The 24,889-nt window shown below is 45.1% G+C and carries 23 protein-coding genes and 1 pseudogene; 20 read left to right on the top strand and 4 right to left on the bottom strand.

Annotated features, from left to right (window positions below; translation table 11 throughout):
* Positions 1–41: 41 nt before the first annotated feature.
* Positions 42–596 carry a hypothetical protein gene (locus tag V7M78_RS16555; RefSeq protein ID WP_333651468.1) on the bottom strand — a complete coding sequence of 185 codons (555 nt, stop codon included), beginning with the start codon at positions 594–596 and terminating at the stop codon, positions 42–44.
* A 240-nt stretch (positions 597–836) separates the two neighbouring features.
* Here V7M78_RS16555 and V7M78_RS16550 point away from each other — a divergent pair, with 240 nt between their 5' ends.
* The 9 genes from V7M78_RS16550 (at position 837) to V7M78_RS16510 (ending at position 10,206) form a co-directional block, all read left to right on the top strand.
* Complete coding sequence (locus V7M78_RS16550) at positions 837–1,349, top strand: MarR family winged helix-turn-helix transcriptional regulator (RefSeq protein WP_333651467.1); 513 nt, start codon at positions 837–839, stop codon at positions 1,347–1,349.
* 4 nt (positions 1,350–1,353) lie between these two features.
* Entirely contained in the window at positions 1,354–3,093 is a 1,740-nt protein-coding gene (locus tag V7M78_RS16545; protein ID WP_333651466.1) for an ABC transporter ATP-binding protein, read from the top strand.
* Entirely contained in the window at positions 3,093–4,961 is a 1,869-nt protein-coding gene (locus tag V7M78_RS16540; RefSeq protein ID WP_333651465.1) for an ABC transporter ATP-binding protein, read from the top strand. The genes V7M78_RS16545 and V7M78_RS16540 overlap by 1 nt, the downstream gene beginning before the upstream one ends.
* 177 nt (positions 4,962–5,138) lie before the next feature.
* A complete protein-coding gene (gene rsxC, locus V7M78_RS16535) occupies positions 5,139–6,467 on the top strand; it encodes an electron transport complex subunit RsxC (protein ID WP_333651464.1) in 1,329 nt (442 codons plus the stop codon).
* Positions 6,464–7,387 carry an RnfABCDGE type electron transport complex subunit D gene (locus V7M78_RS16530; RefSeq protein ID WP_333651463.1) on the top strand — a complete coding sequence of 308 codons (924 nt, stop codon included), beginning with the start codon at positions 6,464–6,466 and terminating at the stop codon, positions 7,385–7,387. Before rsxC ends, V7M78_RS16530 begins: the two co-directional genes overlap by 4 nt.
* Position 7,388: 1 nt before the next feature.
* On the top strand, positions 7,389–8,003 hold the full coding sequence (locus V7M78_RS16525) for an RnfABCDGE type electron transport complex subunit G (protein ID WP_333651462.1): 615 nt from the start codon (positions 7,389–7,391) through the stop codon (positions 8,001–8,003).
* Between the two features lie 11 nt (positions 8,004–8,014).
* Positions 8,015–8,716 (top strand): electron transport complex subunit E, encoded by a 702-nt coding sequence (locus tag V7M78_RS16520; protein WP_333651461.1) that lies wholly within the window; start codon positions 8,015–8,017, stop codon positions 8,714–8,716.
* A 12-nt stretch (positions 8,717–8,728) separates the two neighbouring features.
* Entirely contained in the window at positions 8,729–9,304 is a 576-nt protein-coding gene (gene rsxA / locus V7M78_RS16515; RefSeq protein ID WP_333651460.1) for an electron transport complex subunit RsxA, read from the top strand.
* Positions 9,305–9,417: 113 nt separating this feature from the next.
* On the top strand, positions 9,418–10,206 hold the full coding sequence (locus V7M78_RS16510) for an RnfABCDGE type electron transport complex subunit B (protein ID WP_333651459.1): 789 nt from the start codon (positions 9,418–9,420) through the stop codon (positions 10,204–10,206).
* Positions 10,207–10,320: 114 nt separating this feature from the next.
* On the opposite strand, the gene uxaC is transcribed toward V7M78_RS16510, so the two are convergent.
* Both uxaC and V7M78_RS16500 read right to left on the bottom strand, forming a co-directional pair.
* On the bottom strand, positions 10,321–11,718 hold the full coding sequence (gene uxaC / locus V7M78_RS16505; RefSeq protein WP_333651458.1) for a glucuronate isomerase: 1,398 nt from the start codon (positions 11,716–11,718) through the stop codon (positions 10,321–10,323).
* A 34-nt stretch (positions 11,719–11,752) separates the two neighbouring features.
* Positions 11,753–12,754 carry a LacI family DNA-binding transcriptional regulator gene (locus V7M78_RS16500; protein WP_333651457.1) on the bottom strand — a complete coding sequence of 334 codons (1,002 nt, stop codon included), beginning with the start codon at positions 12,752–12,754 and terminating at the stop codon, positions 11,753–11,755.
* Positions 12,755–13,059: 305 nt separating this feature from the next.
* Here V7M78_RS16500 and V7M78_RS16495 point away from each other — a divergent pair, with 305 nt between their 5' ends.
* The 9 genes and pseudogenes from V7M78_RS16495 (at position 13,060) to V7M78_RS16455 (ending at position 20,705) form a co-directional block, all read left to right on the top strand.
* Positions 13,060–13,821, top strand: coding sequence for an IclR family transcriptional regulator (locus tag V7M78_RS16495; protein ID WP_333651456.1), 762 nt, complete (start codon positions 13,060–13,062; stop codon positions 13,819–13,821).
* A 108-nt stretch (positions 13,822–13,929) separates the two neighbouring features.
* Positions 13,930–14,580: a bifunctional 2-keto-4-hydroxyglutarate aldolase/2-keto-3-deoxy-6-phosphogluconate aldolase gene (locus V7M78_RS16490; RefSeq protein ID WP_333651455.1), complete on the top strand. Its 651-nt coding sequence runs from the start codon at positions 13,930–13,932 to the stop codon at positions 14,578–14,580.
* A 38-nt stretch (positions 14,581–14,618) separates the two neighbouring features.
* Positions 14,619–15,650 (top strand): sugar kinase, encoded by a 1,032-nt coding sequence (locus V7M78_RS16485; protein ID WP_333651454.1) that lies wholly within the window; start codon positions 14,619–14,621, stop codon positions 15,648–15,650.
* Between the two features lie 84 nt (positions 15,651–15,734).
* The gene (locus tag V7M78_RS16480) at positions 15,735–16,760 is read left to right on the top strand and encodes a sugar kinase (RefSeq protein ID WP_333651453.1); all 1,026 of its coding nucleotides are present in this window, start codon (positions 15,735–15,737) and stop codon (positions 16,758–16,760) included.
* 134 nt (positions 16,761–16,894) lie between these two features.
* Entirely contained in the window at positions 16,895–17,668 is a 774-nt protein-coding gene (locus V7M78_RS16475) for a MurR/RpiR family transcriptional regulator (RefSeq protein WP_333651452.1), read from the top strand.
* A 224-nt stretch (positions 17,669–17,892) separates the two neighbouring features.
* Positions 17,893–18,645, top strand: a complete 753-nt coding sequence (locus V7M78_RS16470; RefSeq protein ID WP_333651451.1) for a PTS transporter subunit EIIC — start codon at positions 17,893–17,895, stop codon at positions 18,643–18,645.
* Positions 18,555–19,229: a PTS transporter subunit EIIC gene (locus tag V7M78_RS16465; protein WP_333651450.1), complete on the top strand. Its 675-nt coding sequence runs from the start codon at positions 18,555–18,557 to the stop codon at positions 19,227–19,229. Before V7M78_RS16470 ends, V7M78_RS16465 begins: the two co-directional genes overlap by 91 nt.
* The gene (locus V7M78_RS16460; RefSeq protein ID WP_333651484.1) at positions 19,172–19,363 is read left to right on the top strand and encodes a glucose PTS transporter subunit EIIB; all 192 of its coding nucleotides are present in this window, start codon (positions 19,172–19,174) and stop codon (positions 19,361–19,363) included. The genes V7M78_RS16465 and V7M78_RS16460 overlap by 58 nt, the downstream gene beginning before the upstream one ends.
* Positions 19,364–19,379: 16 nt before the next feature.
* Positions 19,380–20,705, top strand: a pseudogene (locus V7M78_RS16455) (6-phospho-alpha-glucosidase).
* Positions 20,706–21,002: 297 nt separating this feature from the next.
* Here the strand turns inward: V7M78_RS16455 and V7M78_RS16450 are convergent.
* Positions 21,003–21,647 (bottom strand): GntR family transcriptional regulator, encoded by a 645-nt coding sequence (locus V7M78_RS16450; protein WP_333651449.1) that lies wholly within the window; start codon positions 21,645–21,647, stop codon positions 21,003–21,005.
* 254 nt (positions 21,648–21,901) lie between these two features.
* Here V7M78_RS16450 and V7M78_RS16445 point away from each other — a divergent pair, with 254 nt between their 5' ends.
* Both V7M78_RS16445 and V7M78_RS16440 read left to right on the top strand, forming a co-directional pair.
* Positions 21,902–23,416: an alanine/glycine:cation symporter family protein gene (locus tag V7M78_RS16445; protein WP_333651448.1), complete on the top strand. Its 1,515-nt coding sequence runs from the start codon at positions 21,902–21,904 to the stop codon at positions 23,414–23,416.
* A 25-nt stretch (positions 23,417–23,441) separates the two neighbouring features.
* Positions 23,442–24,848 (top strand): tyrosine phenol-lyase, encoded by a 1,407-nt coding sequence (locus V7M78_RS16440; RefSeq protein ID WP_333651447.1) that lies wholly within the window; start codon positions 23,442–23,444, stop codon positions 24,846–24,848.
* Positions 24,849–24,889: the final 41 nt, after the last annotated feature.

The raw sequence follows: 24,889 nt of genomic DNA, 5'->3' as shown, positions 1-24,889 counted from the left end.
AGAGCGCCTTTGCTGGGCTTGTATGTAGCCTGAGAATTTTATTATGCAGTCTTTTTCTTTAATTCTTCAATATCTTTTTGAAGAGTTTCAATCATCTTTAACAGCAAGGTAGTATTATCGTTTTCAAGTTTTGCAATCTTATAATACTGCTGTAATTCATCTATATTTTTTTGAACTTGTACTATCTGTTTTTCAAAATATGACTGAACATATCCTAATTCATCCAACAATAATTTTTCTGTTGCCTTGACTTGTCCTCTTATTTCGATAATTTCGCCTTTTACGTTAGCAATTTCACCTTTCATTTCAGAGATATCGCTTTTTACGTTAGCAATTTCACCTTTCATTTCAGAGATATCGCTTTTTACGTTGGAAATTTCACCTTTCATTTCAGAGATATCGCTTTTTACGTTGGAAATTTCACTTTTCATTTCAGAGATATCGCCTCTTACGTCGGAAATTTCACCTTTCATTTTAGAGATATCCCCCTTAATTTCCCCGATATCCCCTTTAATTTCCCTGAATTGCTGGTCTGTTTTTTCCGTGCTGACGTTAATCAGTGCTGCAATCGCTTGTAAATCTTTCTCATCTAACATACTATGGTCCTCCTCTTTACTGAAAAACTATTGGCTGTTTCTCTCCCATGGTCATTAGAATCATCCTCTTAAAGTAATCATAGTATAGAAACGCTATAAATGCAATAAAAATACGGAAAAGCAATAGAAGCTTCATTTTATTTTCATAATTTTCCTCTTGCAAGAAAAAACAGAAAGTGATATACTTCGATATAGTTAATTAGCTAATAATTAATATACTAACAGAAAGAGGTTGTTTGAATGAAACCAACGTGTTCATGGGAAAGGGGAAATTTTAAAAAGGATATTCCCCTTCAGCATACCGTTATGATGTGGTACATGAGGATTATGAAGCTGCACCGCTCCATTCTCGATGAACGTTCGAAAGAGACAGGGGTGTACCGCAGCCAGCACCAGATTCTCATGATGCTGGCTGATCATTCCAATGTTTCTCAGAAAGAGATTGCAAAGCGTTTATATGTTTCCACAGCAACCATAGCGGTATCCGTAAAAAAGCTGGAAAAGGGAGGCTATATCACCCGGGTTATGGATCAGGAGGATAACCGGATGAATCAGCTCTGCCTGACGGAAAAAGGGAAGAATATGGTGGGGAACAGCCGGGAATTTTTTCATAATGTGGAAAAACAGATGTTTCATGGATTTTCCAATGAGGAATTGGAAATCATGAAGGAGTATCTGGACCGTATTTATGAAAACCTGTCCCAAATCCAAGAGGAAAAGACAGAAGAAGAGACGACAGAAAGAGAGGACTAACTAGTTGAAACGATATTGGGAATATATAAGGCCCTATTTAGGGGCATTTATTCTGGCCCCCCTTTTGATGCTGACCGAGGTGCTGGGAGAGATCATGCTTCCCAAGCTGACCTCCATGATCATCAATAACGGAGTGGCAGTCAGAGACATGAGCTATATTTTAAACATGGGATGGAGGATGCTGATCATTGCCGCAGTCATGGCAGCAGGAGGAATCGGAGGTTCTTATTTTTCTTCCAAGGCATCCATCTGTTTCAGTACAGATTTGAGAAAGGCTGTATTTCACAAGGTTCAGCAGTTTTCCTTTCAGAACATTGACGATTTCAGCACCGGATCACTGGTCACCAGACTGACCAACGACATCCAGCAGATTCAGAACGTTCTGATGATGAGCCTGCGTCTGCTGTTTCGTGCTCCCGGAATGATGGTGGGAGGACTGGTAATGGCATACCTGATCAACGGGCAGCTTGTGCTGATTCTGGTGGCAGTAATCCCCCTTATGACATTGGCTATATTTTTAATTTTAAGAACAGCATTCCCTCGTTTTGGAGCTATGCAGAAGAAGATAGACCGTCTGAACTCCGGTATACAGGAGGCTTTGACCAATGTGCGGGTCATCAAATCCTTTGTCCGGGAAGACTATGAGATGGAAAAATTTCAGGCTACCAACCAGGATTTAAAGAAAGGAAGCCTTGATGCCATGAAGGTGGTAATTGCCACCATGCCTGTCATGATGCTGGCCATGAACCTGACCACCCTTGCTGTGGTCTGGTACGGAGGAAACTTAATCATCGCCGGAAATATGCCGGTAGGTGATCTGACCGCATTTATCACCTATATTGTCCAGATTCTCATATCCTTAATGCTGCTGTCCATGGTATTTATACAGGCTTCCAGGGCAATGGCTTCTTTAAAGAGGGTGAGAGAGGTCCTGGATGCGGAAATCGACTTAACCGATGATGGTGCTGCTCAGAAGTCCGCTCAGGTTACAAGCGGAAAGGTAGAGTTTAAAGATGTCTGTTTCCAGTATGCAAAAGGAATGGATGAAATGGTTTTAGACCGCATCAGCTTCATTGCAGAACCGGGAGAGACTATCGGCATCATCGGCCCTACGGGAAGCGGAAAAACTTCACTGGTTCAGATGATTCCCCGCCTTTACGATGCGGATGAAGGCCAGGTGCTGGTAGATGGCATTGATGTAAGAGATTATTCCCTTAAAAATCTCCGTCAGGGAGTGGGAATGGTTCTTCAGAAAAATGTTCTTTTTTCCGGAACCATTGAAGAAAATCTCCGTTGGGGAGATGAGGATGCCTCTATGGAGGAAATCGTTCTTATGGCGGAAAATGCCCAGGCAGACGGATTTATTTCAAATTTCAAAGACGGTTACAATACGGATTTGGGCCATGGCGGTTCTAATGTATCCGGCGGCCAGAAGCAGAGGCTCTGCATTGCAAGGACGCTGTTAAAGAAACCGAAAATATTGATTTTAGATGACAGCACATCAGCCGTCGATACGGCTACGGAAGCTAAAATCCGCCAGTGCTTTGAGACATCCTTAAAGGACACCACCAAATTTATCATTGCCCAGAGAATCGGGTCTGTGGAACATGCGGATAAGATTCTGGTTCTGGAAGATGGAAAGATTGTGGGCATGGGATGTCATGAGGAACTGATGAATACCTGCGCACCTTACCAGGAAATTTATTATTCCCAGAGAGAGAAAGAAAAGGAGGCCAGCGCCTGATGGATGACCAGAAGAAAATTGAAAGCTTAAAAAGGCGCTACGGCAAAAATCCGGCACCGCAAAAACAGCCCAAAATGGGCGGCAACAGAGGCGGAGTGCCGGCAAAGGCAGCCCTTACAAAAAACTCCAAAATCACCATAGGCCGCCTCATGTCTTATTTAAAGGAATACAGGCTTTCCATGGCAGCAGCATTGGCTTGCGTCGTTGTCAGCACTCTGTCAAATCTGGCAGGTTCCTATATGCTGCGGCCCATTATTAACCGCTACATTACCCCCATTGGCGGGGGAAAAGGCAGTGCATCAGGCCTTGCAGCAGGTCTTGCACTGATGGCAGCCGTATATCTGATCTCAGTGGCAGGCAACTATGCCCAGACGAGAATCATGCTGACGGTTGCCCAGAATTCCCTGCAGAAAATACGAAATGACTTATTCGGAAAGGTGCAGAAGCTGCCTGTAAAATTTTACGATACCAACACCACCGGAGATTTAATGAGCCGGTTCAGCAATGATGTGGATGTGATCGGACAAATGTTAAGCAATACCCTGGTTCAGCTTTTCACCGGAGCGCTCAGCATTGTGGGAACCCTGGTGCTGATGATTTATACCAACATCTGGCTGACCCTGGTGACCATAGTCATGGTTCCGGTTATGATAAAGGCCGGAGGCTTTATCGCATCAAAGAGCCAGAGATATTTTTCCGCCCAGCAGAGTTCCCTGGGAGCGGTCAACGGTTATATTGAAGAAACTATCAGCGGTCAAAAGGTGGTAAAGGTTTTCTGCCATGAAGAAACGGCGGAGGAAGAATTTGAAATTCTCAATGAAGATTTGAGAAACCAGATGATTCATGCCCAGTTCTTCGGAGGAATTATGATGCCGGTTATGGGCAACTTAAGCCAGTTAAACTATATTTTAACTGCATGTATAGGAGCTCTTCTCTGTGTACTGAAGGGCTTTGACGTAGGCGGCTTAACCGTATTTTTAATGTTTTCCCGCCAGTTCAGCCGTCCTATCAATGAAATCTCCATGCAGGTGAGCAATGTTTTCTCTGCTCTCGCAGGAGCGGAACGGGTATTTGCAGTTATGGATGAGGAGCCGGAGCCGGAGGATGAAGCAGATGCTGTGGAACTGAATCCCATGAGCGGATATGTGAAGCTGGATCATGTGACCTTTGGGTACGATCCTGATAAGGTGATCTTAAAGGATATCAGCCTCTATGCCAAGCCTGGTCAGAAGATTGCCTTTGTAGGCTCTACCGGAGCCGGAAAAACCACCATTACCAATCTTTTGAACCGTTTTTACGATATTCAGGGAGGGGAAATCACCATTGACGGCCGGAATATCCGTTCCATCAAACGGGAAAATCTCCGCAGCAATGTGGCTATGGTACTGCAGGACACCCATTTATTTACGGGAACTGTAATGGAGAATATCCGCTACGGAAGGCTGGAGGCCACTGATGAAGAGGTTATCCAGGCGGCCAAGACAGCGTCGGCCTACTCCTTTATCATGAAGCTTCCCAAAGGCTTTGATACGGTGCTGGAGGGGGATGGAGCTAATTTAAGCCAGGGCCAGAGGCAGCTTTTAAACATTGCCAGGGCGGCCATTTCCAAGGCACCTGTCCTGATTCTTGATGAGGCCACCAGCTCTGTGGATACCAGAACGGAAAAGCATATTGAAAGAGGCATGGACCGCCTTATGGCTGACCGTACCACCTTTGTGATCGCCCACCGCCTTTCCACAGTGCGCAATGCCAATGCTATTATGGTGCTGGAAAACGGAGAGATCATTGAGAGGGGAGACCACGATGACCTGCTGAGCCAAAAGGGCAGGTATTACCAGCTTTATACAGGAGCGGCAGAGCTGGATTAAGCTATTTTGCCGTCTGAAAATCCGCCATTCTCTGATTTAAGAGAAGGGCGGGTTTTTTGTATACAAAGTTTAATTTTTCATTGTTTCCGATTATATATTATGGTATACTGTTCAAGATAGCAAAATTATGAAATTTTGCCGAGATACAAAGAATTGTAGAGAAAGAGGGTTAGTTAAATGGGTTTGGCTACATTTAAAGGCGGCATTCACCCCTATGATGGGAAAGAACTGTCGGAGAATAAACCTGTGCAGGTACTGCAGCCGAAAGGCGAGCTGGTGTTCCCCCTGTCCCAGCATATCGGCGCACCGGCAAAACCATTGGTGGCTGCTGGTGATCAGGTTTTAGTTGGTCAGAAGATCGGAGAAGCGGCCGGTTATATTTCTGCCTGTGTGATCAGTTCTGTTTCAGGAACCGTAAAAACCGTTGAACCGAGATTGACCGTCGGCGGAACGGCAGTAATGTCTGTCATCGTTGAAAATGATGAGAAATATCAGGCAGTAGAGGGCTTTGGCATTCAGCGTGATCCCAAGACCTTATCAAAAGAAGAAATCCGCAGCATCATAAAGGAAGCGGGCATTGTGGGACTTGGAGGCGCAGGCTTTCCGACCCATGTGAAACTGTCACCAAAGGAAGACTCAAAGATTGACACCATTATTGTCAATGGTGCGGAATGCGAGCCGTATTTAACCGCTGATTACCGGCTGATGATAGAAGAGCCGGAAAGCCTGATCGGCGGCCTTAACATCATCCTTCAGTTGTTTGAAAATGCAAAGGGAATCATTGCCATTGAAGACAACAAGCCGGAGGCTATTAAAAAGATCACGGAGCTTGTGAAGGACGAGCCCAGAATTACAGTATTTCCATTGACTACCAAGTATCCTCAGGGCAGTGAGCGTCATTTGCTCTATGGAGTGACAGGAAGGAAGATCAACTCCTCCATGCTTCCGGCAGATGTGGGCTGTATCGTGGACAACGTGGATACGGTTATTTCTATTTATAATGCAGTTGCAAAAAACACCCCTTTGATCCGCCGAATCCTTACGGTGACAGGAGATGCCATAACCACTCCCCAGAACTACAACGTGAGAATGGGGACCAGTTATTCGGAGCTTTTGGAGGCTTCCGGCGGATTTAAGATAGAGCCGGAGAAGGTGATTTCCGGCGGTCCTATGATGGGACAGGCGTTGTTTGATTTGAATGTTCCGGTTACCAAGACTTCATCCTCCCTGCTGTGCTTTGAAAAGGACGAGGTTGCAGAGGTGCCTACCTCCGCCTGCATCCGCTGCGGAAGATGTGTAAGCGTATGTCCGGGCCGCGTTGTGCCACAGCTTCTTATAAAGGTGGCAGAACAGTATGATACCGAGAGGTTTGTAAAATTAGACGGAATGGAATGCTGCGAATGCGGCTGCTGTTCTTACATCTGCCCGGCCAGATTACCTCTCACCCAGTCATTTAAAGAAATGCGCAAAATGGTCAGAGAAAAAGCGCAGAAGGGGGAAGCATGAGTAGATTATTTAACGTATCCACATCACCTCACACCAGGAATTACGTGACAACCCAGAATATTATGCTGGATGTTGCCATTGCCATGATTCCGGCTTCTGCCTATGGTGTATATCAATTTGGAATCAAGGCGGCGCTGATTTTGCTCATCAGTGTTGTATCCTGTGTTCTCAGCGAATATGTATTTGAATCCCTGATGGGAAAACCCATTACAATCAGTGACGGAAGCGCCCTGGTAACGGGAATGATTTTGGGCCTTAACATGCCTCCGGCCATTCCTCTTTGGATTCCTTTCCTGGGCGGAGTTTTTGCCATTATTGTGGTCAAACAGTTATACGGCGGTCTGGGTCAGAACTTTATGAACCCGGCTCTTGCAGCAAGATGTTTCCTTGTTATCTCTTTTGCAGGAAAAATGAACTCATTTACATATGAGGATGCTGTTGTAAGCGCCACCCCCCTTGCAGCATTAAGGGCAGGCGAGGCTGTGGATCTCCCGGCTATGTTTATCGGAATGATTCCCGGAACCATTGGTGAGGTTTCTGTCATCGCCCTGCTCATTGGAGCGGCTTATATGGTGATTAAAAAGGTGATTTCCATTCACATTCCGGCTGCGTATTTAATTACCTTCAGTGTATTTGTTTTCATTTTCGGACGGCAGGATTTGAACTATGTACTGGCTCATCTGATGGGCGGCGGTCTTATCTTCGGAGCCTTTTTCATGGCTACAGATTATACCACCAGTCCCATTACTTCTAAGGGAAGGATTCTTTTTGGAATTCTTCTGGGAATCTTAACCGGTTTGTTCCGTCTCTTCGGCGGTACTCCGGAGGGAGTGTCCTATGCTATTGTTTTCAGCAATATTTTAGTACCTCTGATTGAGAAGATTTCCCTTCCGAAAGCATTTGGAAAGGAGGGCAGATAATATGAAAAACGGCGGATATATGAAAGATGCACTTGTTTTATTTGTTATTACCCTGATTTCCGGACTTTTGCTGGGAGGTGCTTACCAGATTACCAAAGAGCCTATTGAAAAGGCAAGTCTGGCGGCAAATTTAGCGGCTTATAAGACGGTATTTCCGGAGGCAGCGGATTTCCAGATTCCGGACGGAGCAGAAGAAGCCATTGAAAGCTGCAATGCAGATCTGGCTTCCGGGAAATTTGGAAATGCAGGCGTGGAACAGGTTCTTGAGGCAGTTGATGAAGGCGGAAACGCGGCAGGCCATGTTATTACGTCCTATTCGGAAGACAGCTACAGCGGTCCCATCCGTTTATCAGTGGGAATCAAAGAGGACGGCTCCATCAGCGGAGTGGAACTTCTTGAAATCAGCGATACGCCGGGCCTGGGCTTAAAGGCGGCGGAACCGGAGTTTAAAAATCAGTATGCGGGAAAGAATGCGGAGTCCCTGACTGTTGTCAAATCCGGAAATGCGGGAGATGCTGAGATCAATTCCATCAGCGGTGCTACCATTACCTCAAGCGCAGTGACCAATGCAGTCAATGCCGCATTGTATTATGTTCATAATTATATCAATCAGTAGGAGGCGGGAAGATGAACAACAAATATACAGAACGTTTATTTAACGGTATCATAAAAGAAAACCCAACCTTCGTCCTGATGCTTGGTATGTGTCCGACCCTGGCTGTTACCACTTCAGCCATCAATGGTGTGGGCATGGGGCTTTCCACCACTGTGGTACTGTTATTTTCCAATATGATCATTGCAGCCCTCAGAAAGATCATCCCGGACCGGGTGAGAATTCCGGCTTATATCGTTATTGTGGCAACCTTGGTTACCATTGTGCAGCTTCTTTTACAGGCTTACGTTCCAAGCATTTATTCAGCACTTGGAATTTACATTCCCCTGATCGTGGTAAACTGTATTATCCTGGGCCGTGCGGAGTCTTATGCCTCTAAAAACGGCGTCATGGATTCCACCTTTGACGGAATCGGCATGGGACTTGGCTTTACCCTTGCCCTTACCTGCATCGGCCTTGTCCGTGAGATTTTAGGAGCAGGAGCAGTATTCGGACGTGTCATCATTCCGGAGGATTATCACATCGCAATCTTTGTCCTGGCACCGGGAGCATTCTTTGTTCTGGCTGTTCTGACAGCTCTTCAGAATAAGCTGAAGGCACCTTCTGCAACCAATGGACCGGATTCCCAGTCGGAAGGCTGCAGCGGACACTGCGCTTCCTGCGGCGGAGCCGGAAACGGGTCAGCAGGCAAGGCGGATTCAGGAAAAGAAGAATAGGAGGATGGATAGATGAAAGAATTGTTATTGATTGCCATTGGTGCAGCCCTGGTTAACAACGTGGTGCTCAGCCAGTTTTTAGGCCTTTGTCCATTCCTTGGAGTTTCCAAAAATGTGAAGACTTCTGCCGGTATGGGTGCAGCCGTTATCTTTGTTATTACCATTGCAGCCTTTGCCACCAGTGTTATTTATAAGGGAATCTTAGTGAACCTGGAGCTGGAGTTTTTGCAGACTATCGTATTTATTCTGGTGATTGCGGCTTTGGTGCAATTTGTAGAAATGTTTTTAAAGAAGTCAATGCCGGCCCTTTATGACGCACTGGGCGTATATCTGCCGCTGATCACCACCAACTGTGCAGTTTTAGGTGTGGCATTGACCAACGTGCAGAAATCCTATAACATCCTGGAAAGCGTGATCAACGGCGTGGGCATTTCCGTAGGCTTTACCATTGCCATCGTCATGCTGGCAGGCGTCCGTGAGAGAATTGAATACAATGATGTTCCACATTCCTTTAAAGGATCACCCATTGTTCTGATCACCTCCGGCCTTATGGCAATTGCATTTTTCGGATTTTCCGGATTAATTTAACCGGCAGGCAGCAATAGCTGCTGTTCGGTTATGAGCAAATAGCGAAGCGGATTGTGAATATCTGCTTGACATAAAGGATCGGAAATACCCGGTTTATAAGGAGGAGAGGAAGAATGATAATAAGTATTTTATATGCGGCAGCCGTAGTGGGCATTCTGGGCATTTTAATCGGTGTGTTCTTAGGGATTGCCAGCGAAAAGTTTAAAGTAGAAGTGGATGAAAAAGAACTTCTCATCCGGGAAGTTCTTCCGGGCAACAACTGCGGTGGCTGCGGCTATGCGGGCTGTGACGCTCTGGCAAAGGCCATAGCAGACGGTCAGGCTCCCGTGGGTGCATGTCCCGTAGGCGGCGTGCCGGTAGCGGAGCAGATCGGCGAGATCATGGGCGTTTCAGCCGGAGCTATGGATAAAAAGATCGCATTTGTTAAATGCAAGGGAACCTGTGATAAGACAAGGACCAAGTACAAGTACTATGGTGCACAGGACTGCCGGATGGCTTCCGTAGCTCCCGGCGGAACTGAAAAGTCATGTGCCTATGGCTGTATGGGCTTTGGCACCTGCGTAAGAGCCTGTGAGTTTGATGCCATTCATGTGGTTGACGGAGTTGCAGTGGTGGATCGGGAGAAATGTGTTGCATGCGGCAAGTGCGTAACGGCCTGCCCAAGCAATCTCATTGATCTGGTTCCTTACCGCTCTAAGCATCTGGTTCAGTGTAATTCTCACGACAAGGGCAAGGAAGTAAAAGCTAAGTGTGATGTAGGCTGTATTGCATGTACCTTGTGTATCAGGCAGTGTGAATTTGATGCCATCCACATGGATAACAATGTGGCTGTCATTGATTATGAGAAATGTACCAACTGCGGTAAATGTGCGGAGAAGTGTCCCGTAAAAGTAATTGTATAGGGATTGCCGCCAAATTAGATTTGCCGGAAAATAATGTATAAAAAATGCGTCTTGATTAAGCTTTAAAAGCTTTTTCAAGGCGCATTTTTAATGAATCAAAAGAATTATTTTTGCTTAGAATCCGAAGTAATTCATAGCGTTGTTATAAGAAATTCCTTCAATTATCTCTTTCAATGCCTTCTGGTCATCCGGATATTCTCCGTTATCCACCCAGCCGCCAATCAGCTCACAGAGAATTCTGCGGAAGTACTCATGTCTGGTGTAGGATAAGAAGCTTCTGGAATCTGTAAGCATTCCGATGAAGTTTCCAAGGCAGCCTAAGTTTGCCAGGGAGATCATCTGCTCTGTCATTCCGGTTTTGTGATCATTGAACCACCATGCGGAACCATGCTGGATCTTGCCTGGGAACTTGCTCTGGAAGCAGCCTAAGATGGTGCCGATGGAAGCGTTGTCGTTGGGATTTAAAGAGTAAATGATGGTCTTTGGAATCTCATCGGTTGCGCTTAAGGCATTTAAGTAATCAGCCATCTGTGCGGAAGGAGCGTAGTTGTTAATGCAGTCATAGCCGGTGTCGGCTCCCAGTTTTTCATACATCAGGGCATTATTGTCCCGCTTGCAGCCATAGTGGAGCTGCATTACCCAGCCCATGCGGTTGTATTCTTTTGCAGCAAACAGCATGAATGCGGTTTTAAACTTTAACTCATCTTCCCCGGAAATCGCTTTGCCGGCCAGTCCATTTGCAAAGATGGTATTAAGCTCTGCATCATCGGCAGGAACGTACATCACATATTCAAGGCCATGGTCGGATACGCTGCAACCCTGGCTTGCAAAAAATTCCATGCGGTTCTTTAAAGCAGCCTTTAAGGAAGGGAAATCCTTAATTTCAACACCGCTTACAGCAGATAATTTTGCCATATAGGAGGCAAAATCCGGCTTTTCAATGTTCATGGCTTTGTCCGGTCTCCAGGCAGGAAGCACCTTGACTTCAAAGGAGGAATCAGCCGCGATTTTCTGGTGCCATTCCAGGCTGTCTGCCGGATCGTCAGTGGTGCAGATCACGGTTACGTTGGATTGTCTGATGATGTTGCGGGCGCTCATGGAATCCTGGTGAAGCTTTTCGTTGCATAAGTTCCAAACTTCTTCGGCAGTGTCACCGTTTAAGTAGCCGGTGTAGCCGAAGTATCTCTGCAGCTCTAAATGGCTCCAGTGGTAAAGTGGATTTCCAATCAGTTTTGGCAGAGTTTCTGCCCATTTCTGGAATTTCTCACGGTCGGAAGCATCGCCGGTAATGTATTTTTCATCTACGCCGTTGGAACGCATCTGACGCCATTTGTAATGATCGCCGCCTAACCATACCTGGGTGATGGTATCAAATTTGCGGTCTTCGTAGATTTCCTGGGGATTGATGTGGCAATGGTAATCTACAATGGGCATGGTCTCCCCATAGGTATGATAGAGGTTTTTTGCTGCATCAGTAGACAGTAAAAAGTCTTTGTCCATAAACTGTTTCATAGTTAAATAATCCTCCTTAGATAGATATATATAATTAAAAATTAGTAGTGCCGCGTTTTATGAGCTCTGTGGTAATCACGGTTTTTTTCGCTGTCTCTTCCCCTTCCAGCACCTTCATCAAGGTGTTTACGGTGGAAATGCAGAGAGCCTCCGCTTTGTTGTCCACAGAAGTGATTTCAGGAGTGGTACAGCGGGATAAAATAGAGTTATTATATCCGATAATGCTTAAATCCTCCGGAATCTTAAGTCCTGCCTTGCCTGCATATTTTACCGCGCCTACGGCCAGAATATCCTCTACGGCCAGAACCGCATCAAAATAAATTCCGGAATGGGAAAGCTGGTCCAGCAGCTCCATGGCTGCGTCAGGGTCCTTGGGGCAGAGTGCCATAAGTTCCTCCTGCAGGATAAAGCCTGCATCACTGACAGCTTCCTTGTAACCGGAAAGCTTGCGCAGGCTGCTGTAGGAATTTCCGGAATAAAGATAGAGCACCGAAGACCGACCGGAGCGGTAAAGCCTGGAAGCCGCGTCGTAGACAGCCGCGTGGTCGTCGCAGACCGTACTGTAAATCTGTTCTCCCTCCAGATATCCGTTTACCAGCATGATGGGAATATCCCTGGCTGCCTCCAGAAGGTAAGCATTGTCCTCCGGCTTTTCTTCGATATAATGGGAACCTGCTAAAATGACCGCATCCACCCGTTTGGAACGGAGCAGTTCCAGATACTTCTTTTTGGTCTCAGGAAGATGTCCGGTGCAGCAGAGAAGGGAATCATAGCCATTGCCTCTCAGCTCCTTCTCCAGGTAGTAGATGGCTTCTGCCAGCCAGGGGTCAGAAGAATCGGCGCACATGATTCCGATGGTCTTCATAGTATTAAGCCCTAAGCTTCTGGCAAATACATTAGGGGTATAGCCAAGCTCATCCATGACGGCAAGAACTTTTTTCCTGGTTTTCTCGCTGACATTGGGATTTCCGTTGATGACTCTGGAAACAGTGGCAATGGATACGCGGGCATGTTCGGAAACATCATAGATATTCAACAACATCACCTCTCAAAATTGTAAGTATTTACATATCCAGTTTATTATACATAATTACAGCAAATATTACAATCCCCGATTTCCACTTTTTTGTCCACGCCATTTGGACATCATGGTATACCCGGAGGGTGCTTCCACTTTTTTGTCCACGCCATTTGGACATCATGGTATGCCCGAAGGGTGCTTCCACTTTTTTGTCCACGCCATTTGGACATATATTTCACATTCTTTCGCATATACGAAATTCAACTTGCTTTTTTTTCGCCCTCAAGGGTATACTGATATCAAGAAATGGAGGCAGAACCATGAAACTGAACAGAACGACACAAAGGACTATAGAAATTTTAAATTTGATTTCCCAGTCACCGGAGGGAGCAACCCTTGATGATATCTGTAAAAAGCTGGACCTTCCAAAGACCAGTGCCTATGACATTGTAACAACCCTGGCCGAAATGAACATGGTAAATGTGGCAAAAGGGCAGAAGCAGAACTATACCATCGGACTGATGGCATACCGGATCGGGGTCAACTATACCAATAACCTGGACTTTATCGGAACCATCGAACCTGTCCTTAAGGCATTTTCAAAAGAAGTAGGAAAAACTGTTTTCTTCGGAATTCCTTCGGATCATCACGTTGTATACATATGTAAGTTTGAACCGGAGAACCCTATTATCACTACAGCTACTGTGGGCTCCAGAAATCCTATGTACTGTACTTCCCTTGGAAAGGTGATTTTGGCCTACAGCAGTGAAGAGGAAAGGGAAAAGATGATCAGCAGGATCAAATTCACCCAGTACACGGAGTGGACCATCAAAAATAAGGAACAGCTTATGGAGGAGCTGGAACGGGTGCGTCAGCGGGGTTACGCCTTTGATGCCAGAGAGATGGAGGAGCACATGCAGTGTGTGGGAGCACCTGTTTTTAACCGGGACGGGAATGTTTTAGGCGCCATCAGTGTGTCCAGCCTCTATAAGCCAACGGAGGATTATGAGGCTCTTGGAAAGCTGGTTTGGGACAAGGGAGCGGAGGTTTCCGGATTGTTAGGATTTCTTGGAAAAATATGAGGAATACTTATTGACAAAACGGTCGGAAACGATTAATATTTCAAGTATAAGAATCGTAAATATGAAAATGATTCGTATATACGAATTTGAGAGAAGGAGAGATCAATCATGAAAAAAGAACAGGTTTTAGCAAGAATGAAAGAAGACTGTCTGGTTGCTGTTGTCCGCGCAAAGAATTTGGAGCAGGGCGAGAAGGTTGTGGATGCCATCATTGCAGGTGGAATCAATTTCATTGAGATCACAATGACCATGGACCAGGGAAATCCTGTTGAATTCATTTCTAAAATGTCTGAAAAATACAGAGACAATCCTGCAATTGTGATTGGCGCAGGCACTGTTCTGGACCCGGAAACAGCAAGAGCAGTTATTCTTGCAGGTGCAAACTATGTGGTAAGCCCAGGCCTTAATGTAGAGACCATCAAGCTTTGCAACCGCTACAGAGTACCTATGCTTCCAGGCGTTTTAACCCCAACCGAGGCTATTACTGCTTTAGAGTATGGCTGTGATGTCATTAAGGTATTCCCGGGCAACTTAGTAGGACCGGCAGCAATCAGCTCCTTCAAAGGACCTCTTCCACAGGGTGATTTCATGCCATCCGGCGGTGTTGACGTGGACAACGTGGACAAGTGGATTAAGGCAGGCGCTTATGCTGTTGGAACAGGAAGCAGCCTGACAAAGGGCGCTAATACCGGCGATTATGCAGCAGTTACCGCAAAGGCAAAAGAGTTTGTAGAAGCAGTGGCAGCAGCACGCAAATAATTAAAATAATCATTAATTTTTAAGGAGAGAATACAAAAATGGGAAAACTTGTAACAATGGGCGAAATCATGCTGAGATTATCCACCCCAAACAATGAAAAATTTATCCAGGCAGATGAGTTTGATGTAAACTACGGCGGAGGAGAAGCTAACGTAGCTGTTTCCCTGGCAAACTACGGACATGACGTTGAGTTTGTAACTGCAATTCCGAAAAACCCAATCGGCGACTGTGCAGTAGCAGCTTTGAGAAAGTACAACGTAGGAACAAAGCACATCTCAAGAAGCGGCGAAAGACTTGGAATCTACTTCTTAGAGACAGGTTCCGCTATGAGAGCATCTGCTGTTGTATATGACAGAGCTAATTCCTCTATCGCTACAGCAACTGCTGCAGAATTCAACTTCGATGAGATTTTCAAGGATGCAGAGTGGTTCCATTTTACAGGAATTACACCAGCAGTCAGCGATGCCGCTGCAGAACTGACTGAAGCAGCTTTAAAGGCAGCTAAGGCTCACGGCGTAACTGTTTCCGTAGACTTAAACTTCCGTAAAAAATTATGGTCTTCTGAGAAAGCTCAGAAGGTTATGACAAACTTAATGCAGTACGTTGACGTGTGCATCGGCAACGAAGAGGATGCAGAGAAGGTTCTTGGCTTCAAGCCAGGCAACACTGACGTAACCTCCGGCGAGCTGGAATTACAGGGTTATGTAGACATCTTCAACCAGATGGTAGACAAGTTCAACTTCAAATATGTAGTAAGCTCTCTGCGTGAAAGCTTTTCTGCTTCCGACAACGGCTGGTCTGCATGCATCATGGATGGCGCTACCCGTGAATTCTACCACTCCAAGAAGTACCGCGTGACTCCTATTGTTGACCGCGTAGGCGGCGGAGATTCCTTCGCAGCAGGCGTGATCTGCGGTCTGGCTGACGGCAAGGACTTCAAGAGCGCTCTGGAGTATGCAGTTGCAGCATCTGCATTAAAGCACACCATTCCTGGAGACTTTAACTTAGTATCCAGAGAAGACGTAGATACCTTAGCAGGCGGCGACGGTTCCGGACGTGTTCAGAGATAATTTATAAAAAGAGATGGGAGTCATTGATCAATGACTCCCTTTTTTAAAAGTGATGTTTTTAAAAATGATGGAGGTGAGTTCAAAATGATTGACAGACCTTTTGATTTATTGAGCCTGGGAGAACTGCTTTTGCGTCTCTCTCCGGAAGGCGTGGAACGTCTGGTACGTGGAAATTCCTTTCAGAAGCAGGTAGGCGGAGCGGAATTAAACGTTGCGGTAGGCGCTTCCCTTCTGGGGCTTCACACCGGCGTGGTTACCCAGCTTCCGTCCAATGACATAGGAAACTTTGTGAAAAATAAAGTCCGTTCCTACGGGATCAGCGATGACTATTTTGTCTACGATGACAGCCCCAACGCAAGGCTTGGGCTTTATTACTACGAATACGGAGCATATCCAAGAAAGCCCAAGGTCATTTATGACAGGAAGAACAGCTCTTTCGTTCAGATCAGCACTTCCTCTTTCCCGGAGGAAATGTATAAGGCAACCACCTGTTTTCACACCACCGGCATTACATTGGCCCTGTGCGAGAACACCAGAAACACTGCCATTGAAATGATCAGGAAATTCAAGGAAACAGGGACTATCATTTCTTTTGATGTGAATTTCCGGGGCAATCTCTGGACAGGCGAAGAGGCAAGGGAATGCATTGAACAGATTCTTCCCTATGTAGATATTTTCTTCTGTTCTGAAGAGACAGCCAGGCTGACCTTTAAGAAAGAGGGAACAGCAAAAGAAATGATGAAGAAATTTACAGAGGAATATCCCATTTCCGTGGTAGCTTCCACACAGAGGATTGTACACAGTCCAAAGAGCCATACCTTTGGTTCCGTGATCTACGATGCCTCTAAAAAGGAATATTACGAGGAAGAACCCTACCGCAACATTGACGTTGTGGACCGGATCGGAAGCGGAGATGCCTACATTGCAGGCGCTCTTTACGGCTTGTTAAGCAGCGGAGGGGACTGTATGAAGGCTGTCCAGTACGGCAATGCTACCGCTGCATTAAAGAATACCATACCAGGTGACCTTCCTACTTCTGATTTAAGCGAGGTCAATACCATTATAAAGGACCATAACAACAAGGGTCCTCAGAGTGAAATGAGCAGATAGAACAATATTTTTCATGTGAGAGAGCACCTTTAAGCCTATGCTTAGAGGTGCTCTTTCACATACATTCATATTTACAGTAAACTTTTAGGATGTTATAATCGGGATGGGATTTTACCTGAAAGGCAGGGGGAGATATGAAATTAGAGGAATTGGTTAACAGCAATTACAGCAGGCTGAATCAAAACGACCTTTACATATGGAAATATATATGGAGCAATAAACGGGAGTGCTGCGAGATGTCCAGTGATGAACTGGCAAAGAAATGCAATGTTTCAAGGACTACAATTTCCAGATTTATGCAGAAGCTGTCTTTAGAGGGATTCGGGGAATTTAAAGTGAGATTAAAGATGGAATTTGACAGCAGCGCTCATACAAAGGACATCAGCCTGGATGATGTCTGTGAAAATTACTACAAAACCATCCGGGATATCAGGGAAAAGGATACCCAGGAAATGTGCCGCATGATATACAGGGCAAAGCGCCTCTTTGCCTATGGTACAGGAACCGTACAAGTAGAGGTTGCAAATGAGCTGAAACGGAATTTTATCATGGTGGATAAATTTTTCGTCATACTCTACGGTGAGAGTGAGATGAATACCCTGCTGAAAAATGCAACGGAAGAGGATTTGATTGTCATTATTTCGGTATCCGGTGAAACAAAGTCCGGAGTTGAATATGCAAAAAAGATAAAGTTAAAGGGAATCCCCTCCATTTCCATCACAAAACTATCGGATAATTCCATTGCCAGGCTGTGTGACCAGAATTTATATATCACCACCCAAAATATAAAGATGGAAAACGGAATTAATTGCGAGAGCATGAGCCAGTATTTTATTCTGGCTGAAATGCTGTTTTTTAAATATATCATGTATTTGCAGCAGTTGGAAAAAACTAATATAACTGTGTGATTGTCAAAAATAATAAAAGCTGGTTCAGTACTTCTGATCCGGCTTTTTTTTGTTGTGAAGAATGGTCAAAAAAGCCTGTGCGGCCGCACAAATTTTGTGCGGATAATCTAAAACCGCACATAGGACATAAATGGGCAAAAGCCATTGAAAAGATTTATGATTATTGCTAATATGATCTCACGCAAGATATCTTGATAAAAAATCTGGGGAGGATGGTTTAGAAAATGAAACAAAAAATTCAGCGTTTTGGGGCGGCAATGTTTGTTCCGGTTTTATTCTTTGCCTTTTACGGTATGACTGTCGGAATTTCCATCTTGTTTACGAACAAGGATATTATGGGTTCTATAGCAGCAGAAGGCACCATGTGGTATAACTTCTGGTATATAATCCAGCAGGGAGGGTGGACGACCTTTAATCAGCTTCCTTTACTTTTTGTAGTCGGCCTTCCGGTTGCATTAGCTAAGAAAGCAGAAGCTCGTGCATGTCTGGAAGCCCTGATCATTTACCTGACATTCAATTATTTCGTAGGTGCTATCTTAACGGTTTCAGGTCCGGTCTTTGGTGTTGATTTCAGCCTTCCGCCCGGAGTTGACCCATCTACCGGAATGTCAAGCGGTCTGGCAATGATTGCAGGGATAAAGACTCTGGATACGGGAATGATCGGAGCGATTTTGATTTCAGGTATTGCAGTGTATCTCCACGGTAAATTCTATGAAAAGAGACTTCCGGATTTCCTGGGAATCTTTCAGGGCTCCGCCTTTGTAGCAATCATAGGTTTTGCCGTCATGATTCCAACCGCCTTAATCATCTGTCTGGTATGGCCCAGGGTTCAGTTTGGAATCGGAGCGATGCAGACCTTCTTATCTTCATCAGGAGTGCTGGGTGTATGGCTTTATACATTTCTGGAACGGATTTTAATTCCAACGGGACTGCACCACTTCATGGACTTTCCAAGGTATTTGGCTGTACGGGCATAGCGCTGGCCATGTACGCAACTGCCAGGCCGGAAAAGAAGAAAATCGTGGCAAGCCTTTTAATCCCTGCCACACTTACGGCGATCCTGGTGGGCATTACGGAACCCCTTGAATTCACCTTTCTTTTTATAGCTCCGGCATTGTTTGCAGTACATGCTGTGCTTGCTGCGACCCTGGCTGCCACATCGTATTCATTTGGAGTTGTGGGAAATTTCGGAGGAGGATTGATTGACAACTATATACCGCAGAACTGGCTGCCTCTGTTTAAGTATCATTCAGGTACATATATAACCCAAATCCTGATCGGCCTGACCTTTACAGCAATCTACTTTTTTGTATTCCGCTTCTTAATACTGAAGTTCAATTATGCCACCCCGGGCCGGGAGGAAGACGATGGGGAAACAAAGCTGTTTACAAAGGCTGATTATAAGGCTAAAAAAGGGGAAGGAAAAAACGAAGACAAAAAGGCAGAAGCAGAAGAAGACAGTCAGGCAGCCCAGCTTCTGGCAGCCTTGGGGGAAGAGAGAATATCGAGGATGTCACAAACTGTGCCACCAGACTGCGGGTATCCGTTAAGGATGAGATGAAGCTGGCGCCTGACAGCGAGTTCAAAAAAGCGAAGGCCCACGGAGTAGTCAGAAATGGAAAAGCAATTCAGGTTATTGTAGGTCTTTCGGTTCCTATTGTGAGAACACAGTTTGAAGAGTTGCTGAAAAAATAAAAGGAGGATGAAATTTATGAACAAATTTTCAGTTGTAATAGCAGGAGGAGGAAGCACCTTTACTCCGGGAATTGTATTAATGTTGTTGGATAATCTGGATAGGTTTCCTATAAGAAAACTTAAGTTTTACGACAATGATGGGGAAAGGCAGGCAACCATAGCCGGGGCGTGTGAAATAATTTTAAAAGAAAAAGCACCTGAAATAGAATTTCTTGCAACAACAAATCCGGAAGAAGCATTTACAGATATTGACTTTGTCATGGCTCACATAAGAGTGGGCAAATATGCCATGCGTGAACTGGATGAAAAAATCCCTCTGAAATATGGAGTTGTAGGACAGGAAACCTGCGGACCAGGAGGGATGGCTTATGGAATGAGATCCATAGGCGGAGTTCTTGAAATTCTTGATTATATGGAAACGTATTCTCCAGATGCATGGATGCTCAATTATTCCAACCCGGCAGCCATTGTGGCCGAAGCAACCCGTAAACTCAGGCCGGACTCAAAGATATTAAACATATGTGATATGCCTGTTGGCATAGAAGACAGAATGGCAGAAATAGTGGGCCTGAAGTCAAGAAAAGAAATGTCGGTCAGATACTATGGGCTTAACCATTTTGGCTGGTGGTCAGATATCCATGATCAAGAGGGCAATGATTTAATGCCTAAAATAAAAGAACACGTTGCCAAATACGGATATGTAGCGGAAAAGGGAGAGAACCAGCACACGGATGCAAGTTGGAGTGATACCTTTGCCAAAGCCAAAGATGTATATGCCCTAGATCCGGATACACTGCCCAATACATATTTAAAATACTATCTGTTTCCCGACTATGTTGTAGAGCATTCCAACAAGGAATATACAAGAGCAAATGAAGTAATGGATGGGCGGGAAAAGTTTGTATTTGGAGAATGTAGAAAAGTGATCGAAAATAAATCCACAGAAGGCTGTGCAATGGAAATTGATGATCATGCTTCCTATATTGTGGATTTAGCCAGAGCCATTGCATACAACACCCATGAGAGAATGCTGCTTATCGTGCCCAATAATGGTTCCATTGAAAACTTTGATCCCACAGGAATGGTTGAAATACCCTGCATCGTAGGCAGCAACGGACCGGAGCCTTTAACAATGGGAAAAATTCCCCAATTCCAAAAAGGGCTGATGGAACAGCAGGTATCAGTGGAAAAGTTGGTGGTAGAAGCCTAGGCAGAAAAATCCTATCAAAAGCTATGGCAGGCCATAACACTTTCCAAAACAGTTCCCAGTGCAAAGGTTGCGAAACAAATATTAGACGAATTAATAGCTGTAAATAAAGAATTCTGGCCTGAATTAAATTAAGGTATTTATTCATTCAATGCTTATTTCATTGAACTTATCTAAAATATCATTTCTTTTGATGTAAATTTCCAGGGCAATTTCTGGACGATCAAAGATACACACCTTCGGTGCTGTAATTTACGATACCTCACCGGGAGACCTTCCCACCTCTGATTTAAGCGAGGTCAATACTGTTATTAAGGATTATAGCACCAAGGGTCCTCAAAGCGAGATGAGCCGATAAATTGGATAAACAATACCCTGGCAGTCAGGCACAGATTTTCTTTTGTGCTGGCAGTCAGGGTATTGTTGATTTTTTTATGGATTGTATTCTTTAATCAGTGCAAGGCCGTGGATATAATGCTGCTCAAGAAGCTGGGATGCCAGGCCAAACTGACCGGCGCTGTAGGCGTTGACAATATCTCCGTGCTGCTTAATGGAACATGAACGGTCCTCAGCAGTGCGGATTGCAGACTTTATTAAAAGAAAACGGATGAGATTGTATCGTTTGTAGGTCTCTTTCAGGAACTGGTTGCCGCAGAAGTCAAAGAACGACTTGTGAAAATGGAAGTCTGCGTCAAAGTAGGCATCGTCATCCGAAGCAGCCGCCTGTTTTTTCAGAGATTCCTTTAAATGCTTTGTCACTTCTTTGTCTGTTCCCTTGGCAACAGTCATTGTGAGGGCTACACTGGAAATTGCGGCAATGAATTCATTGATTTCTGTCGCATATTCATAATCAAAGCTGATTACCTGTGCTCCTGTTTTCGTGACCCCTTTTACAAGGCCGTCCTGGTACAGCTTATTGATGGTATCCCGTACCGGTGTGGAGGAAACTAAAAAACGTTCCTGCAGCTCTCTATTTGTCACCTTGCTTCCCAAAGGAATGGTTCCGCTTATAATTTCATTTTTCAGGATATTGTATATCTGCTCGCTTAAGGTCATTTTCACAAGAGTATCTTTCATTATTTTCTCCTTCCGGATTGCCTTAAATATCTTTATTTTACATCTTACTATAAACCTCATTTAAAAGCAATAAACGGGACAATTAGATTTGTTTATCTATATTTCTAAAGAAAAAATATTTAAAAAGATATTGACAAAGCTCGGTTTTGTTGTATAATATGCTTAACACGTGTGATGCATCATGCATGATGCATAAATAAAAGTAGGGGAAAATGAGAGGCGGTTAACTTAAATATGAGAAGGAGGATAGGGAGATGCAACTACTTGAACGGCTGGGGCATTACATCGTAAAGATTGTAACAGCACTCAATCAACTGCTGTGGGGCGATATGTTTATTCTGGAATTTTCAAATGGTGAAACTCAGTTCGGCATATCGTTACTGGTGATCCTGTTAATTCCCGCAGGACTTTATTTCACCGTAAAAACGAGATTCCTGCCATTCCGGCTTTTTCCGGAAATGATTCGGTGCACTTTGAAGAAAAAGCAAGGAGGAGACCAGAATTCTATTTCCGGTCTTCAGGCACTGATCATCGCCACGGCCACCCGCGTGGGTATGGGGAACTTAGCAGGCGTGGTAGCGGCCATTTCGTTCGGAGGCTCAGGTGCGGTATTCTGGATGTGGGTAACAGCTCTTATCGGTTCGTCTACGGCATTCATAGAAGCAACCTTAGCACAGATTTACAAAGAAAAAGACCCTCTCTATGGGGGATACAGAGGGGGACCTGCCTATTTCATGGGAAGGATGCGGCTTATTACAAAGGTAAAGCGTGAAGATGCCTTTGTAGAGGATGTCCAGAAGGAAGCAGAGTATGTAGCAGCGGATGGTAATACCCATTACATAAAAGGATGCAAGTTCACATTTCTTGGAATTGCATTTGCACTTTCGGGCCTGCTTTGCTGGGCAGGTATCAGCCAGGTAATCGGAAACTCCGTTTCCACTGCCTTTAAAAATGCATTTGGCATTCCGCAGATAACCACTACAGTGGTTCTGGTTGCAGTTTCTGCATATATCGTGCTCCGCAAGAATGCTACCGTGAAGGTGCTGGACATCATTGTGCCGGTTATGGCATGCGCTTATATCGCGATTACACTCTTTGTCATTGTCAAGAACATTACCCATCTTCCGGCCATGTTCAGCGATATCTTTTCCAATGCACTGGGATTTAAGCCTTTAGTAGGCGGAGGATTAGGTGCCGTTGTCATGAATGGAGTGAAACGGGGCCTGTTTTCAAATGAAGCCGGAAGCGGCTCGGCTCCCTGCGCGGCTGCGGCTGCCGAGGTGGAGCATCCGGTATCACAGGGGCTGATTCAGTCTTTGGGCGTTTTCATCGATACTCTGGTAATCTGCAGTTGTACTGCATTCCTGATGCTTTTAGCACCGCAGGAGTCGGTGGGCGGATTGCAGGGGATGGACCTTTTGCAGGGAGCCATGAACTACCATCTGGGTAAATTTGGAGTTGTTTTTATCGCAATTATCCTGTTCCTGTTCAGCTTTTCCACATTTATCGGCATTCTGTATTATGCCCGCAGCAATGTGGCCTATATTTTTAAAGATACATGGGCAGCCCAGACAGGATATAAGGTCTTTGCACTGGCGATGCTGTTCATCGGAGGTCTGGCCGCATACAGCTTTGTGTGGGACTTAGGAGACTTAGGCGTGGGACTGATGACCATTTTCAACATGATAGCAATCATTCCGCTGTCCGGCCAGGCAATTGCAGCCCTGAAGGATTATGAAAAGAATTTTTCACTTAAAAAAGAAAAATAAAAACATTTTAAAGGAGAATAAAAAAATGGATATGATGAAATTTGCACCAGAACCTTTCAAAATTAAGATGGTGGAGCCTATGGGCAACCTTAACAAAGAAGAGCGGAAAGAAGCTATAAAAGCAGCGGGGTATAATACGTTTCTGCTTAAATCAGAGGAGTGTTTCATTGACCTTTTGACCGATTCAGGAACAAATGCAATGAGCGACAGACAGTGGGCAGGACTGATGTTAGGTGACGAAGCCTACGGCGGCTCCAGAAACTTTTATCATCTGGAAGAGACAGTGCGGGAATTATTTGGATTTAAATATGTAGTTCCTACTCATCAGGGACGGGGCGCAGAGAACATTCTGTCATCTCTTACCATTAAGCCGGGAGACTATGTGCCGGGTAACATGTATTTCACTACAACCCGCTTCCATCAGGAGCACAATGGAGCCACCTTCCGCGATGTAGTTATTGATGAAGCCCATGATCCAAACGCTATCCTGGACTTCAAGGGAAATATAGACTTAAATAAATTCCAGGCTCTTATTGACGAAGTCGGCGCAGACAAGATTCCATATATCTGCCTTGCAGTTACGGTAAATCTGGCAGGCGGTCAGCCCGTTTCCATGGCTAACATAAAGGCTGTATCCGAGATGGCCCATAAGCACGGCATTAAGGTAATGTTTGATGCTACCAGATGCGTGGAGAATGCATATTTCATTAAGACAAGAGAAAAAGGCTATGAAGACAAGACCATTAAGGAGATTGTACACGAATTATTCTCCTACGGCGATGGCTGTACCATGTCCGGAAAGAAAGACTGCCTGACCAACATCGGCGGATTCCTCTGCATGAATGACAGGGATTTATATATCCGTGCAACCGGTATGGTGGTTCAGTTTGAAGGCATGCCTACCTACGGCGGACTGGCAGGAAGAGATATGGAAGCCATGGCAATCGGCCTTAGAGAGTCAATGGATTACAACTACATCAGCCACCGGGTAAATCAGATCCGTTACCTTGGCGAGAAGCTGGATGCTGCAGGAGTTCCTATGGTTAAGCCCTACGGCGGCCACGCAATTTTCGTAGATGCCCGTGCATTCTTAGACCATTTGGACCAGAAAACGGACTTCCCGGCGCAGGCTCTGTCAGCGGCAGTTTTTGAGTACTCCGGCGTCAGAACCATGGAACGCGGCATCATCTCCGCAGGAAGGGATATTAAGACAGGAGAGGACCATGTTCCGAAGCTGGAGACAATCCGCCTGACTATTCCGAGAAGGGTGTATACATATGCACATCTGGACTATGTTGCTGACGCAGTAATCCAGTTGTATCAGAAGAGACGTGACATCAGCGGCCTTAAATGGGTATATGAGCCAGAAGTTCTGCGCTTCTTTACCGGACGCTTTGAACCAAAGAATGGGGAGCTGATTAAGGGATTCTAAAGCCAGAAAAAAAGACCAGAGGTTGATTCCGTGACAGGATT

The organism is Lacrimispora sp. (assembly GCF_036758025.1).
Classification (GTDB): Bacteria; Bacillota; Clostridia; order Lachnospirales; family Lachnospiraceae; genus Lacrimispora.
Note: the sequence above shows the minus strand (reverse complement) of the source record. Positions and strands in the feature narration are given on the sequence as shown.

What these genes read in the sequence shown, in the direction of transcription:
- V7M78_RS16555 (WP_333651468.1), bottom strand. Translation starts at nt 596, where the DNA reads ATGTTAGATGAGAAAGATTTACAAGCGATTGCAGCACTGATTAACGTC.
- V7M78_RS16550 (WP_333651467.1), top strand. Translation starts at nt 837, where the DNA reads ATGAAACCAACGTGTTCATGGGAAAGGGGAAATTTTAAAAAGGATATT.
- V7M78_RS16540 (WP_333651465.1), top strand. Translation starts at nt 3,093, where the DNA reads ATGGATGACCAGAAGAAAATTGAAAGCTTAAAAAGGCGCTACGGCAAA.
- rsxC (WP_333651464.1), top strand. Translation starts at nt 5,139, where the DNA reads ATGGGTTTGGCTACATTTAAAGGCGGCATTCACCCCTATGATGGGAAA.
- V7M78_RS16530 (WP_333651463.1), top strand. Translation starts at nt 6,464, where the DNA reads ATGAGTAGATTATTTAACGTATCCACATCACCTCACACCAGGAATTAC.
- V7M78_RS16525 (WP_333651462.1), top strand. Translation starts at nt 7,389, where the DNA reads ATGAAAAACGGCGGATATATGAAAGATGCACTTGTTTTATTTGTTATT.
- V7M78_RS16520 (WP_333651461.1), top strand. Translation starts at nt 8,015, where the DNA reads ATGAACAACAAATATACAGAACGTTTATTTAACGGTATCATAAAAGAA.
- rsxA (WP_333651460.1), top strand. Translation starts at nt 8,729, where the DNA reads ATGAAAGAATTGTTATTGATTGCCATTGGTGCAGCCCTGGTTAACAAC.
- V7M78_RS16510 (WP_333651459.1), top strand. Translation starts at nt 9,418, where the DNA reads ATGATAATAAGTATTTTATATGCGGCAGCCGTAGTGGGCATTCTGGGC.
- uxaC (WP_333651458.1), bottom strand. Translation starts at nt 11,718, where the DNA reads ATGAAACAGTTTATGGACAAAGACTTTTTACTGTCTACTGATGCAGCA.
- V7M78_RS16495 (WP_333651456.1), top strand. Translation starts at nt 13,060, where the DNA reads ATGAAACTGAACAGAACGACACAAAGGACTATAGAAATTTTAAATTTG.
- V7M78_RS16490 (WP_333651455.1), top strand. Translation starts at nt 13,930, where the DNA reads ATGAAAAAAGAACAGGTTTTAGCAAGAATGAAAGAAGACTGTCTGGTT.
- V7M78_RS16485 (WP_333651454.1), top strand. Translation starts at nt 14,619, where the DNA reads ATGGGAAAACTTGTAACAATGGGCGAAATCATGCTGAGATTATCCACC.
- V7M78_RS16480 (WP_333651453.1), top strand. Translation starts at nt 15,735, where the DNA reads ATGATTGACAGACCTTTTGATTTATTGAGCCTGGGAGAACTGCTTTTG.
- V7M78_RS16475 (WP_333651452.1), top strand. Translation starts at nt 16,895, where the DNA reads ATGAAATTAGAGGAATTGGTTAACAGCAATTACAGCAGGCTGAATCAA.
- V7M78_RS16470 (WP_333651451.1), top strand. Translation starts at nt 17,893, where the DNA reads ATGAAACAAAAAATTCAGCGTTTTGGGGCGGCAATGTTTGTTCCGGTT.
- V7M78_RS16465 (WP_333651450.1), top strand. Translation starts at nt 18,555, where the DNA reads ATGGCTTTATACATTTCTGGAACGGATTTTAATTCCAACGGGACTGCA.
- V7M78_RS16450 (WP_333651449.1), bottom strand. Translation starts at nt 21,647, where the DNA reads ATGAAAGATACTCTTGTGAAAATGACCTTAAGCGAGCAGATATACAAT.
- V7M78_RS16445 (WP_333651448.1), top strand. Translation starts at nt 21,902, where the DNA reads ATGCAACTACTTGAACGGCTGGGGCATTACATCGTAAAGATTGTAACA.
- V7M78_RS16440 (WP_333651447.1), top strand. Translation starts at nt 23,442, where the DNA reads ATGGATATGATGAAATTTGCACCAGAACCTTTCAAAATTAAGATGGTG.